Annotated in this window: 11 protein-coding genes and 1 pseudogene; 5 read left to right on the top strand and 7 right to left on the bottom strand. The window is 66.0% G+C overall.

Annotation, left to right across the window (positions count from 1 at the left end; all coding sequences use genetic code 11):
- Window positions 1–19: 19 nt before the first annotated feature.
- The 5 genes from G0D83_RS17080 to G0D83_RS17100 all read right to left on the bottom strand — a co-directional run bounded on the left by G0D83_RS17080 (window position 20) and on the right by G0D83_RS17100 (window position 5,285).
- Entirely contained in the window at window positions 20–820 is an 801-nt protein-coding gene (locus tag G0D83_RS17080; protein ID WP_164195961.1) for an ABC transporter ATP-binding protein, read from the bottom strand.
- Entirely contained in the window at window positions 817–1,674 is an 858-nt protein-coding gene (locus G0D83_RS17085) for an ABC transporter ATP-binding protein (protein WP_164195963.1), read from the bottom strand. Before G0D83_RS17085 ends, G0D83_RS17080 begins: the two co-directional genes overlap by 4 nt.
- Window positions 1,671–2,603 carry an ABC transporter permease gene (locus G0D83_RS17090; protein WP_164195965.1) on the bottom strand — a complete coding sequence of 311 codons (933 nt, stop codon included), beginning with the start codon at window positions 2,601–2,603 and terminating at the stop codon, window positions 1,671–1,673. Before G0D83_RS17090 ends, G0D83_RS17085 begins: the two co-directional genes overlap by 4 nt.
- Complete coding sequence (locus tag G0D83_RS17095) at window positions 2,600–3,601, bottom strand: ABC transporter permease (protein WP_255455555.1); 1,002 nt, start codon at window positions 3,599–3,601, stop codon at window positions 2,600–2,602. Before G0D83_RS17095 ends, G0D83_RS17090 begins: the two co-directional genes overlap by 4 nt.
- 67 nt (window positions 3,602–3,668) lie before the next feature.
- Window positions 3,669–5,285: an ABC transporter substrate-binding protein gene (locus tag G0D83_RS17100; RefSeq protein WP_235939691.1), complete on the bottom strand. Its 1,617-nt coding sequence runs from the start codon at window positions 5,283–5,285 to the stop codon at window positions 3,669–3,671.
- Between the two features lie 518 nt (window positions 5,286–5,803).
- Here G0D83_RS17100 and G0D83_RS17105 point away from each other — a divergent pair.
- The 5 genes and pseudogenes from G0D83_RS17105 (at window position 5,804) to G0D83_RS17120 (ending at window position 8,899) form a co-directional block, all read left to right on the top strand.
- Window positions 5,804–6,148 (top strand): RidA family protein, encoded by a 345-nt coding sequence (locus G0D83_RS17105; RefSeq protein WP_164195967.1) that lies wholly within the window; start codon window positions 5,804–5,806, stop codon window positions 6,146–6,148.
- Between the two features lie 184 nt (window positions 6,149–6,332).
- Window positions 6,333–6,473, top strand: coding sequence for a glycosyltransferase (locus G0D83_RS17110; RefSeq protein ID WP_164195969.1), 141 nt, complete (start codon window positions 6,333–6,335; stop codon window positions 6,471–6,473).
- A 28-nt stretch (window positions 6,474–6,501) separates the two neighbouring features.
- A pseudogene (locus tag G0D83_RS17115) lies at window positions 6,502–6,963 on the top strand (IS6 family transposase); the annotation flags it as partial.
- On the top strand, window positions 6,953–7,213 hold the full coding sequence (locus G0D83_RS32520; protein WP_370457256.1) for a DDE-type integrase/transposase/recombinase: 261 nt from the start codon (window positions 6,953–6,955) through the stop codon (window positions 7,211–7,213). The pseudogene G0D83_RS17115 and the gene G0D83_RS32520, both read left to right, overlap by 11 nt.
- 210 nt (window positions 7,214–7,423) lie before the next feature.
- On the top strand, window positions 7,424–8,899 hold the full coding sequence (locus G0D83_RS17120; RefSeq protein WP_164195971.1) for an MDR family MFS transporter: 1,476 nt from the start codon (window positions 7,424–7,426) through the stop codon (window positions 8,897–8,899).
- Window positions 8,900–9,069: 170 nt separating this feature from the next.
- Here G0D83_RS17120 and G0D83_RS17125 read toward each other — a convergent pair whose 3' ends face one another.
- On the bottom strand, window positions 9,070–11,193 hold the full coding sequence (locus G0D83_RS17125) for an FG-GAP-like repeat-containing protein (RefSeq protein ID WP_164195973.1): 2,124 nt from the start codon (window positions 11,191–11,193) through the stop codon (window positions 9,070–9,072).
- 151 nt (window positions 11,194–11,344) lie between these two features.
- Complete coding sequence (locus tag G0D83_RS17130; protein WP_164195975.1) at window positions 11,345–12,025, bottom strand: hypothetical protein; 681 nt, start codon at window positions 12,023–12,025, stop codon at window positions 11,345–11,347.
- Window positions 12,026–12,725 lie beyond the last annotated feature (700 nt).

A 12,725-nucleotide genomic window follows, 5' to 3' on the forward strand; every position in this document is an offset into this window, starting at 1 on the left:
CGCGCGAAGGGCGCCGGCTTCAGATCGCCGAGCGCTCTGCCTCGGCCATGCCCGCGTGGCCCGAGGAGCGCAGCGCGCTGTCCAGCAGGTGGCGGGTATAGGGGTGCTCGGCTTGCAGCCTGCGCATCGCCTCCACCTCCAGCGTCTCGACGATCTCGCCGGTCTGCATCACCGCCACGCGGTCGCACATGTGGCCGATGACGCCCAGGTCGTGGCTGACCATCAGATAGGTCAGGCCGAACTCGGCGCGCAGGTCCGACAGCAGGTTGAGGATCTCGGCCTGCACCGACACGTCGAGCGCCGAGGTCGGCTCGTCGAGCAGCAGCACCTTGGGCTCGGGTGCCAGCGCCCGGGCAATCGCCACCCGCTGCCGCTGCCCGCCCGAAAGCTGGTGCGGATAGCGGAAGCGAAAGCCGCCGCCCAGCCCCACCTGTTCCAGCAGCTTGTCGATGCGCGCATCCACCCGGTCCTTGATGCCGTGCAGCGCCAGCGTCTCGCTCAGCACGCGGTCCACGGTCTGGCGCGGATGCAGCGAGGCATAGGGATCCTGAAACACCATCTGAACCGTGCGGTAGAATGCCTTCGAGCGGCCAAGCCGCTGCAATGGCTCACCGCCGACGCTCATCGTCCCCAGCCAGTCCGGCACCAGCCCAACCAGCGCGCGCAGCACCGTCGACTTGCCCGAGCCGGACTCGCCGACGAGCCCGTAGCTCTCACCCTGCGCAACGTTCAGGTCGATCCCATGCACCACGCGGGTGCGCTCGTGACCGTCGCCGAAGAAGACCTCGAGCCCCTCGATCTGAATCTCTGGCTGGCTCATAGCATCGCACTCACGGAAGGGGCCTCGCGCCAGTTCGGATCGCGCGCAAGCGCCTCCAGCCGCGGCCGGGGGCGTTCGAGATCGGGGACCGAATTGAGCAGTCCCAGCGTGTAGGGGTGTTTCGCCTCGTGCAGCTTGCCCGCCTCGCAGACCTCGACGATCCGCCCGGCATACATCACCGCCACCCGGTCGCAGAACCCGGCCACGAGGTTGAGATCGTGGCTGATGAAGATCAGTCCCATGCCGCGCTCGCGCACCAGCTTGTCCATGATCTCAAGCACCTGCAGCTGCACCGACACGTCGAGCGCCGAAGTGGGCTCGTCGGCGATCAGGATCTCGGGGTTGGGGATCAGCATCATGGCGATCATGATGCGCTGGCCCATGCCGCCCGAAACCTCATGCGGGTAGAGCTTCATCACCCGCTCCGGCTCGCGGATCGCCACGGCCTCGAGCATCTCGAGCGCGCGCTTGTAGGCCTCGGCCTTGTTCACCTTCTCATGGGTGCGCAGCGCCTCGATGATCTGGTCGCCCACCGTCATCACCGGGTTCAGCGAGTACTTGGGATCCTGCATGATCATCGAGATATGCTTGCCCCGGATCGCCCGCATGCGCTTGGGTGAGGCGGTGAGAAGGTCTTCGCCCTGCATCTCCAGCCGGTCCGCAGTCACCTGCCCCGGCTTGCGGATGAGGCCAAGGATCGCCCGGCCGGTCATCGACTTGCCCGAGCCGGATTCGCCGACGATCCCCAGACGCTCCTTGCCGAGCGAGAGCGAGATCCCCCGCACCGCCTCGAAGGTGCCGGAGCGCGTGGGAAAGCGCACCGAGAGGTTCTCGATATCCAGAAGATTGCTCATTTGCCGCTCTCCTTCGGGTCGAGCACGTCGCGCAGACCGTCGCCAATCAGGTTGAAGGCGAGCGAGATGGCGAAGATGGCGAGACCGGGGATGGTGGCGACCCACCAGTAGTCGAGGATGTACTTGCGCCCCTCCGAGATCATCGCGCCCCATTCCGGGCTCGGCGGCTGCGCCCCGAGACCGAGGAAGCCGAGACCCGCCGCGGTGAGGATGATCCCCGCCATGTCGAGCGTCACCCGGATCACCAGCGACGAGATGCACAGCGGCCAGATGTGCTTGGTGATGATCCGGACCGGCCCCGCGCCCTGCAGGCGGACGGCGTGGATGTAGTCCGAGTTGCGGATGGTCAGCGTCTCGGCCCGGGCGATCCGCGCATAGGGCGGCCAGGCGGTCAGCGAGATCGCCAGCACCGCGTTCTCGATCCCCGCCCCCAGCGCCGCCACGAAGGCGAGCGCGAGAATGAGCCGCGGGAAGGCGAGGAAGATGTCGGTGACGCGCATCAGCACCGTGTCGACCCAGCCGCCGAAATAGCCCGCGGTGGTGCCGATGATGAGGCCCAGCAAGGGCGCCACCAGCGCCACCAGAAGCACGATGTAGAGCGAGATCCGCGCGCCGTAGAGCAGCCGCGAATAGATGTCGCGGCCAAGGCTGTCGGTGCCGAAGATATGCCCCTCCCAGCCCGGCGGCTTGAGCCGCGCGCCAAGGTCCTGAACGAAGGGATTGTCGGTGGCCAGCATCGGCGCGAAGAGCGCCGCCAGCACCAGCAGCACCAGCACGATGAGGCCGAGCGAGGTCAGCTTGTTGGAGGTCAGTTTCAGCCAGCCCTGGTACCAGGCGGCGGCGCGCGCCTGCCCGCGGGACTGCGGCGTGTCGCTCAGCAGCCAGGCCTTCAGGCCCGGCTTGGCGTCGGTAGGTGTGTGCGAGGTCATTTGGCCCTCGGATCGAAGAAGCGGTAGAGAAGGTCCGAGAAGATGTTGATGCACACGAAGATCGTTCCGATCACGACGGTGCCCCCAAGGACCGAGGCCATGTCGTTGGCCAGAAGCGAGGTGGTGATGTAGCTGCCGATGCCGGGCCAGGCGAAGATGATCTCGGTCAGCACCGAGCCTTCGAGCAGGTTGGCATAGGCCAGCGCGATCACCGTGATGAGCTGGATGGCGATGTTGCGGAAGGCATGGCGCCAGACCACGTGCCATTCGCTCAGCCCCTTCACCCGGGCGGTGATGACATATTCCGAGTTCAGCTGCTCGAGCATGAAGCTGCGGGTCATCCGGCTGATGTAGGCCAGGCTGAAATAGCCCAGCAGGCAGGCAGGCAGGATGATGTGCGACAGCGCGTCCTTGAACACGTCCCAGTCGCCGGCGATGATCGCGTCGACCAGCAGCAGGCCCGTGCGCGTCGGCACCAGCCCCTCGTAGAAGACGCCGAGCCGCCCGGGCCCGGCCACCCAGCCAAGGATGCCGTAGAAGATCAGCAGGCCCATGAGGCCGAGCCAGAAGATCGGCATGGAATAGCCGACAAGGCCGATCAGCCGCGAGATCTGGTCGATCCAGCTGCCGCGGTAGACCGCGGCGAGAACGCCCAGCGGAACGCCGAGGACGACGCCCAGAAGCGTGCCCAGCGTGGCGAGTTCCAGCGTGGCGGGGAAGACGCGCGCAATGTCCTCGGCAACCGGCTTGCCGGTGCGGATCGAGGTGCCGAAATCGCCCTGCAGCACGTCCCTGACATAGATGCCGAACTGCACGATCAGCGGCTGGTCGAGGCCGAGCTCCTGGAAGACCTGGTCGTATTGCGCCTGAGAGGCGCGCTCGCCGATGACCGCGAGCACGGGGTCGATCGGCATCACGCGGCCGATCATGAAGGTGACGAAGAGCAGGCCCAGAAGGGTGATCGCCACGGTGAAGGCAAGGCTGACGAATTTCTTCAGCCAGCTTGGCGGAAAGGAGGACGCAGCGCGCCCTCCTCCGGTGTTGGTTGCAGACTGGCTCACGGGCTTACTTCGTCACGACCCAGTAAGAGACCGCGGTGGTTGCGCCACCTGCCACGAAGTGCTCGACGCCGTCCTGCATCGCGTTCTGCTCGATCTGCTGGAACATGATGCCGAAGGGGCTGGTCTTCATGAACTCGCGCTGTAGCTCGCGGTACATCTCCGCGCGCTTCTCGCTGTCCTGCTCGACCACGGCCGCGAGCGTCTCTTCACTCATCTTCGGCAGATCCCAGGCGTTGCGCCAGGCCAGCAGGCCGGTCGCGCCTGCCTCATCCGAGTTGTCGGGGTTGTAGGCGAAGGTGCCGGCGTTGGTGTTGGGGTCGGGATAGTCCGGGCCCCAGGCACCGAGATAGATGTCATGCTCGCGGGCGCGGTAGGTGTCCAGCGTCTGCGCGCCGGTGCCCACGATCATCTCGACGTTGATGCCGATTTGGCCCCAGGTGTTCTGCAGCGACTGGCCGATGTCGATCCGGTCCTGCGCATCACGCACGTTGATGGTGATGTCGAAGCCATCCGGGTAGCCCGCCTCTTCGAGCAGCGCCTTGGCCTTCTCCACGTCGAAGCTGTAGGGCAGATCGTCGACCGCGCCCATGAACGTCTTCGGCAGGAAGGCCTGGTGGTTGATGTACTGGCCCTTCAGGAAGCTGTCCTGCATCCCGGTGTAATCGGTGGCGAACTTCATCGCCTCGAGCACCTTCGGGTTCGACAGGTACTCGTTCTTCTGGTTGGCGGACCAATACATCAGGCGGCCGCGCAGCTCGTCGACCACCTTGACGCTGTCGACGCCTTCGAGACCGGCCACATCCTCGGGCGAGAGGTTGCGGGCGATGTCGACGTCACCGCGCTCGAGCTGCAGACGCTGGGTGGCGCTCTCCTGGATGTGCTGCACGATCACGCGCTTCATCGCGGGCGCGTCGCCGGTGTACTCGGGGTTCAGATCCAGCGTGTAGCTCTCGTCGGGCTTCCAGGACGCCAGCTTGTAGGGGCCAGACCCTGCGGTGTTGTCCCGCAGCCAGGCGTTGCCCATGTCGCCGTCCTGCTCGTTGGCCATGACGGTTTCCATGTCGACGATGCCGCCGATGGTCGCCGCAAGGCAGTTCAGCACGAAGGACACGGCATAGGCCTTGTCGAGCTTCAGCACGAGGGTCTTCTCGTCGGGTGCAACGATGGTCTCTTCGACGTTTTCCGGCGTGAAGCCGAACTGGGTCAGGATGAAGGACGGGGTCTTGTTCAGCAGCACCGCCCGGCGCAGCGAGAACTCGGCGTCCTTCGCCGTCACCGGGTTGCCCGAGGCAAAGACGTGGCCATCGGCCATGGTGAAGGTGATCTGGGTGCCATCCTCGGACACTTCCCAGCTTTCCGCCAGCGCGGGCTGGAAGCCGGCGTCGAGATCCATCGGGTCGAAGTCGACCAGGTTCTCGTAAACGTTGCGGCTGATGTCGGAGCCGGTGAACTCGAAGCTCTCGGCCGGGTCCATGGTCTTTACGTCGTCGATGCGCTGCGCGATCACCAGCATGTTCGGCGGCGTCTCGGCCTGCGCGGTCAGCGCGGTGCTGGACAGCAGCGCGGCGGTCAGCAGTGCTGCACCGATGCGCATGGTCCGCGACGGGGTATGTCGGGTCATGGTCGTCTCCCTGAAGTTTCTTGGTCTCTCGCTGCGCGCTCCGGCGCCGCTGCCGCCAATCTCCCCACCCCGAGGTCGGTTCAAACAGGCTTCGCAGCGTCACGAGGCGCGATTGCTCAAGGTTCGGTCAGTTTTTGCTCTGTGTCGATCATTTTATGATCAAATAGGAAAAGCCCGCAGGGGTTTCGTCGCGTCACGAAGGGCGCCTCGGGAGGCCCTTCCGAAGCGCCGTTGCGCAAGCTTTTGGGGGGCCTGGGTTTTTGACACTTCCCGGGGCGGCGCGGGCCTCAGTCCATAACTTGGGATCATCGCCTGCGGCTGCCGCGCGATCCCATCGGCTGGCTGGGCTACTCGGTGCAGGCCGCCCTGGTTTGACCGGGCCGACAGACCTTGATGCGGTCAGGCGCGGCGGTCTAACTGGGGCCGATGGCGCGGGGCAGCTCCTGCCCGCCCGCGCGCATCTTGGCCCGCGGCAGGGTCTCCAGAACGATGCCCGCCGCCCCTTGAAAGGACGTTTCATGACCATCACCCGCATCGAACCCGGCGCCCGCATGAGCCAGGCCGTCGTGCACAACGGCATCGTCTACCTCGCTGGCCAGGTCGGCGAAGGCGCGGATGTCACCGCGCAGTGCAAGGACGCGCTCGCCTCGATCGACCGGCTGCTGGCCGAGGCCGGCTCGGACAAGTCGCGCCTGCTGACCACCACGATCTGGCTGGCCGACATGGCAGATTTCGCCGCGATGAACGCCGTCTGGGACGCCTGGGTCGACCCCGCGAACCCGCCGGCCCGCGCCACCGGCGAAGCCAAGCTCGCGACCCCCGACTATTTCGTCGAATTCATCGTGACCGCCACCGTCGGCTGAGCCGGCCCTGCGGACAACGATACTCCGCGCCCTGCGGGGCGCGGAGCTCTCTCCTCGGCATCTGGCAGCGCCCACCCCGGATATTTTAACTAAATCGCAAGGACTTTCGCGAAGTCTGGCCCCTGTCCACCTGCGGCACCGCCGCCGGCGCGGACAGTGACACCCCCAGCCTCGGTCCGCCGCGATGAGCAACCCCGCGCTCTCCGTCGTCATCCCGCTCTACAACCGCGCCGCGCTGATCGGCGCCTGTCTGGCCTGCCTGCCCGAGATCGAGGTCATCGTCGTCGACGACGGGTCGCGCGACGGGGCTTTGTCAGGTTGTTGACGCCGCATCAGCTGGGTAGTTCTCTGTCATGCTGAACATCGAAGATTTGTCCCGGATCAAAGGCTTCCGGTTTCCACTGAGCGTGATTGGTTACGCGGTTTGGGCCTACCATCGGTTTGCTCTGAGCCTGCGCGACGTCGAAGATCTGTTGGCGGAACGCGGCGTTTCAGTTTCGTACGAGACGATCCGTGACTGGGCGAACCGGTTGGGGCATCAGTTTGCCGCAAAGATCCGCCGGGACCGTTCAGCGCCGGCGGATAAATGGCATCTCGATGAAGTCGTGATCCGGATCAAGGGCCGGAGCCACTGGCTTTGGCGGGCCGTTGACGCCAAGGGCGATGTGCTCGAATTCCTGATCCAGTCGCGCCGCAACAAGGCCGCAGCCCTCCGCTTTTTGCGGAAACTCATGAAACGGTGGGGCCAGCCCCGTGTCCTGGTGACGGATAAAACTGCGATCTTACGGCGCCGCCAAGGAACAGATCGCACCCGACGTAGAACATCGTCAGCACAAAGGGTTAAACAAGAGGAGCGAGGCGTCCCATCGGCACACGCGGCGGCGCGAGAAGATCATGGGCCGTTTCAAATCGCCGCGTCAGGCACAGCGGTTTCTATCCGTCCACGATCAGATCGCTAACTTGATCCGCCCCAAACGCCACCGCCTATCCGCCAGATCCTATCGCCATGCGAGGTCAGATGCGTTCGGCCTCTGGGCTGGCTATGCCGCAAAACTGACCGCCTGATTACAGGAAGTCACCCATGGGTATCGTCGCGCGTCAACAACCTGACAAAGCCCCGGTTTTCCCTTGCCGTCCGGCGCCGCCGCGCCGGTGCGGCGGGCGCGGGTCGATTGCGCCTTGCAAGGCCCGCCGGTGCCGCCTACCAAGCAGGGGTTCCCCAAGGGTGCCCGGCCATTTCCGCCCGCCCCTCCCCTGTCACCAGAGATCATCACCATGCAGAGTTCCCCCGTTTCCGCCGGTGGAGCGGACCCCGTTTCCGATCCCGACCTCGCCGCGCGCAACCGCCTTGTCATCCTGCTGCTGCTGGTCTCGGCCTTTACCGTGATCCTCAACGAGACGATCATGGGCGTCGCCCTGCCCCGGCTCATGAAGGATCTGGACGTCACCGCCAATGCCGCGCAATGGCTGACCACGGCCTTCCTGCTGACCATGGCGGTGGTGATCCCGATCACCGGATTCCTGCTGCAGAGGCTGCACACGCGCACGGTCTTCACCATGGCGATGGGTCTTTTCAGCACCGGCACTCTGATCTGCGCGCTCTCGCCGGGGCTCGCCATGCTGATCTTCGGCCGCGTGGTGCAGGCCTGCGGCACGGCGATCATGATGCCGCTGCTGATGACCACGGTGATGACGCTGGTGCCGCCCGAGAGCCGCGGCAAGACCATGGGCAATATCTCGATCGTCATCTCGGTGGCCCCGGCCATCGGGCCGACGATCTCCGGCATCATCCTCAATGTGCTGGACTGGCGCTGGATGTTCTGGCTGGTGCTGCCCATCGGGCTCGGCGCGCTGGCGCTCGGCTATGCCCGGCTGCAGAACGTCACCGAGCCGCGCAAGGCCCCGCTCGACCTGATCTCGGTGCCGCTCTCGGCGCTGGCCTTCGGCGGGCTTGTCTACGGGCTCTCGACCCTGGGCGAAGGCCACGGCAGCGGCGGCGCCGTGCCGTTCTGGGCGCCGCTGGCGGTGGGCTTCGTGGCGCTGGCGCTGTTCATCGCGCGGCAGATCCGCCTCGCCCCGCAGGGACGGGCCCTGCTCGATCTGCGCACTTTCCGGGTGCGGGTGTTCAGCGTCGCCGTGGTGATGATGGCCTTTTGCATGATGTCGCTCTTCGGGATGATCATCCTGCTGCCGATCTACATGCAGAACGTGCTGGGGATGGAACCGCTCGAGGCCGGTCTCCTGTTGCTGCCGGGCGGGCTGGCGATGGGGCTCATGGCGCCCTGGGTCGGACGCACCTTCGACCGGATCGGCGCGCGCAAGCTGGTGATCCCGGGATCGGTGCTGGTCTGCCTCGGGCTCGGCTCGATGTCCCTGCTCGGCACCGGCAGCGCAATCTGGCAGGTGCTGGCCTGCCACCTGCTGCTCAGCATCGGCCTCGCGCTGCTCTTCACGCCGCTTTTCACCTCTTCGCTCGGCTCGCTGCCCAAGGATCTCTACTCCTACGGCTCGGCGGTGATCGGCACGGTGCAGCAGGTGGCCGGCGCGGCGGGCATCGCGCTCTTCGTGTCGATCATGTCGATCCGCATCGGCACCGAGATGGCCGCGGGGGCCGAACTGGTGGACGCCACCGCCGCCGGGGTGCGCGCGGGCTTCCTCACCGGCGGGCTGATCTCGCTGCTGATGATCGGCGCGAGCTTCTTCGTTCGCCGCCCGCCAGCGATCCCGCCGACGATGCCCGGCGGGCACTGACCGCGGGCCCCTGGCCCGGCGGCCGCGACGCCTCCCCTGCCCCGTGAAGAGAGACCGTGAAGAGATACCGGCCGCGCCATGGCGCGACCGGCTCCCGGGGGTGCGGTGCCCCCGTCCCCGCGTGGTCCCGGTTCCGCAACCGGGCCCCCGCATCCGGTGTCGGTAGGGCATCAGGCGACGAGAAGCTCTGCGAACTCGCCCGCCCGTTGCCAGCCATAGGTTTCGTCGAAGTCCGCCAGGCCGGTCGGAACGGCGGTGAAATTGGCGTTTCCATCGTTGAGCAGCAGATAGGGCGCCGCGCCAATCGGGGTGCCACTGGCGCGGAGGATCAGGTCGATGTCGCCATCGCCGTCGAAATCCCCCTGCGCCGTGATCTGCCCGACGATGCTCGGATCGAGCTTGTCGACCACGATGTCTATCATCCCGTCCTCGACCGGGAACTCGAACACCCGCAGCCCGGGGTCGAGATCCTCGGAGCTGCTCTGGATGCTGGCATTGACCATCTCCAGCGCGCCATCCCCGTCGAAATCGGCGATCTGCAGCCCACCGATGCCGTTCAGCTCGCCCTTGGGGAACCATGGTCCGTAGCTGTCGCTCGCCCCGGTCCCGTCGTTGATATAGGTGTTGATGCCGCCGCCGTCGCTGATCGCCACGTAGAGCACGTCAAGATCGCCGTCCCCGTCGAGATCGGCGGGAATCTCGGTGCTGTTGCCATCGTCACTGCCGCCATACCTACCGACCCAGTCGAAGTTCCCGGCACCGTCGTTGATAATCACCTGCGTCGAGCTGGTCTCCCAGGCAACGCTGAGCAGGAGGTCGAGCAACCCGTCGTCGTTCATGTCGGCCAGCCGGATGTAGTTGCCGCCCTCGCTGAGTTCGCCAGCGAAGAAATGCTCCGACGGGATCGGCAGCACCGACAGGCTGAAGCTGTCGTCGCCGTTATTGTCGAAGAGCAGCAGCTCGTTGCCAAGCCACGACGCCCCGACGAAATCCACGTCGCCGTCGCCATCAATGTCACCGGCCTCGCCCACCTCCAGGATCTGCCACGCCCGCCTGACATCCTCGGCGGGCCAGCCATAGACTCCGGTCCAGTAGCTGGTGGTGTCGGTGGCCACGACGCTGAAGCCGCCGCTGCCGTCGTTCTCATAGACCGTGGTTTCGACGACAAACTCGAAGTCGTCGGTGTAGCTGGAGGGATCGGGCAGCGGGAACGGGTCGGCCACCTCGACGCGCAGGAAATCGAGATCGCCGTCGCCGTCCATATCCACGGCGCGCAGCGAGCCGCCAGCCGCGAGACCGGTGTCGACCTCGGTGAAGGCGCCGCTGCCGTCATTGAGCGCGACATAGACTTCGGCGCCTCGCGTGTACCAGAGATCCAGCGTCCCCTGCGGCGGGGTCGGCCCGTTCGGCCCATTCGCCACCGCGGTGAACTCCAGGTAGTCGACCCGCAGCGGCTCGCCGCCGTCGCCTTGGCCGCGCAGCTCGATCACGTCGCCGAGCCCCAGCGCGAGCCCCTCGATCACCTCGCTGGCCTTGCTGGCGGTGCTGGCGATCGCCGCGCCGCCGGTCGCATCCCAGGCCCAGTCCGCCACGACGGTGCCATTGACCAGCACCTGCATCCATGACGCGCCGTCGGTCTCGTCGAAATAGCCGATGGCCAGATCGAAACTCCCCGCCTGCTGCACGGTGTAGCTTGCCCGCGCGGTACCACCGCCCACGTGCTGCAGGGTCTGGTCGCCCGAGGCGGCGCCGTTGCTGGCGATGCTGAAGCCCGACAGGATCTGCAGATCCTCGGCCTCGATGACAAAGCTCTCGCCCACCGCCGGCGTTGCACTGGCGAGGATCTCGATCGCATCGGTGCGCAGAGGTTCACCGCCGTCCGCCATGCCGCGCAGCTCGATCACATCGCCCGGCGCCAGCACCAGCCCGGCGATCGAAGTCACCGCCGCCGAGGCCTTGGTGACGATGGCATCCCCGCCGGTCGCGTCCCAGTCAAAGGCCACGACCACCGCGCCATTCACCAGCACCTCCATGTGAGAGACCCCGTCGGTCTCGTCGAAATAGCTCAGGTTGATGTCGTAGAGCCCGACCGGACCTTCGAAAACGCCCCCCGCGCGCGACGTCGCGGCGGTCGCCTGCAGGTAGCGTCCGCCCGAGGCGTGTGGGTTCGAAACAACCGCGAACCCACTGTCAATGCTTAGATTTTCGGCTTCGGTCAGGCCGGCGAACAGGCTGGCCGAAAAGCTGACCTCGGGAAAGCCGACAAGCGACGGCGTTGACTGCGTCGTGGGCATGACCTGCCTCCGAAATAGGGATTTTCAAAATGCGAAATTCAAATGCCCAGCCAGAGTGCTCTGCCCGAGAGAAAGCGTCAACTGTGGCCTGTGAATCGGCGGTTCTTTGCGCAGCTACGACAGGGTCCCGAACGGCCGCTGGACCGGTGGGTCAGGCGATGACCTGCACCTCGTCGATGCCCGCATCTACGCCGCGACAGACTCTCAGCAGCCGCGCCCCGAGATGGCCGGCGACATAGCTGGCATGAAAGCGTGTCGGCGCGCCCAGCACGAGCCGCCCCCCTGCCCTCTCGCGCCGCTCGAGCGCGGCGAACCAGGCGGCATAGAGCGCCGGATCCTCCTCGTGCAGGATAGCCTTGGCCAAGCCCCAGTCGGAATCGTCGGTGAGATCCGGCGCGGGAATTTTTCCCTTGATCGGGAGGGGCACGATCTTCTCGTCCGGCTCGCTGCCCGAGAGCCTCTGTTCGAAGTCCGGCCCGACGTCGCCCCAGCGGTCGCGGCTGTCCTCGAGGATGCGCTCGATGGCGAGGGAATATTCGCTGACCCTGCCCCGGGCGCCCTGCCGCTTGACCCGCAGCCAGCCCATGGCGCGCAGCTTGGCCATCTCGCGTTTGACCGTGCGCTCATCCACCATCCAAAGCCGGGCAATCTCGCGCTGCCCGACGGCGAGCTCGTCGCGCGCCCAGTTGTAGCGGGCGGTGATCAGCGTCATCAGCCGCAGAACCAGCACCTGCCGGCCCTTCTCCTGCGCCAGCGCAAAGGCCCCCATCACGGTGAGCAAATCATATTTTAGGGCCGAGGCATTGCGCCCGACCGCTTTCGTGGCAAGCATGTCGCTGCCCCTCGCTCTGTCCCCGCCTGTACGCGGTGCCTCTGTGGTTCCGGGCTCTGCTGGCCCGTTGCGTCGGTGGCGGGGAAAGCGCGGGGCCACTTTCGGTCAAACCCAACGCTCTTTCCCAACCTTGGGCTATTTGCGTCCGGTTTCTCGATTCTGTCAAGCGGCGGGCGAGGACGGGTCTGCCCCTCTTCGCATTTCAGAATGAAAAAATGGGTATTCTGGTATGGGGGGACATGCAGGATGTCCCCTATTGAGGCAAAAATGTCCCCCAATATGTAGCGGGAGGCCAGATCGTGTCCCCCATTATTCGGTCCCTCTCCCCAGGGTGCGCGGCGAATTTCCCGAATCGGTTCCGACCCTTGCGACTCGCGCGGCGCCCTGTGGGGACGGGCGCTGCGGCGGGGACCGACCCAAAAGCCACGCAATTTCGCTGATCACGCGTTTCCAGAGTATTAGCTTTTGCCTTGATTGCAAATTCGGCGTAAATTCCAGCCCATCGGAAATTAGCGTCCCGCGTTTTCGGAAAGCCTGTCCCCGCGGGGACAGGGTGGTTTCGGAGCGCGGCCCCGGGCAGAAGCCGAGAGGGTGTCCCCGCGGGGACAGCCCCACGGTCCGGCGTCCCCGCGGGGACAGAAACGGCAGAGTGTCCCCGCGGGGACAGAGGCAAAGCGCCCGCAGTGGCGCGACACTATAA

This window comes from Salipiger sp. PrR003 (genome assembly GCF_010500785.1).
In the GTDB taxonomy this organism is placed as follows: Bacteria; Pseudomonadota; Alphaproteobacteria; order Rhodobacterales; family Rhodobacteraceae; genus Salipiger; species Salipiger pacificus_A.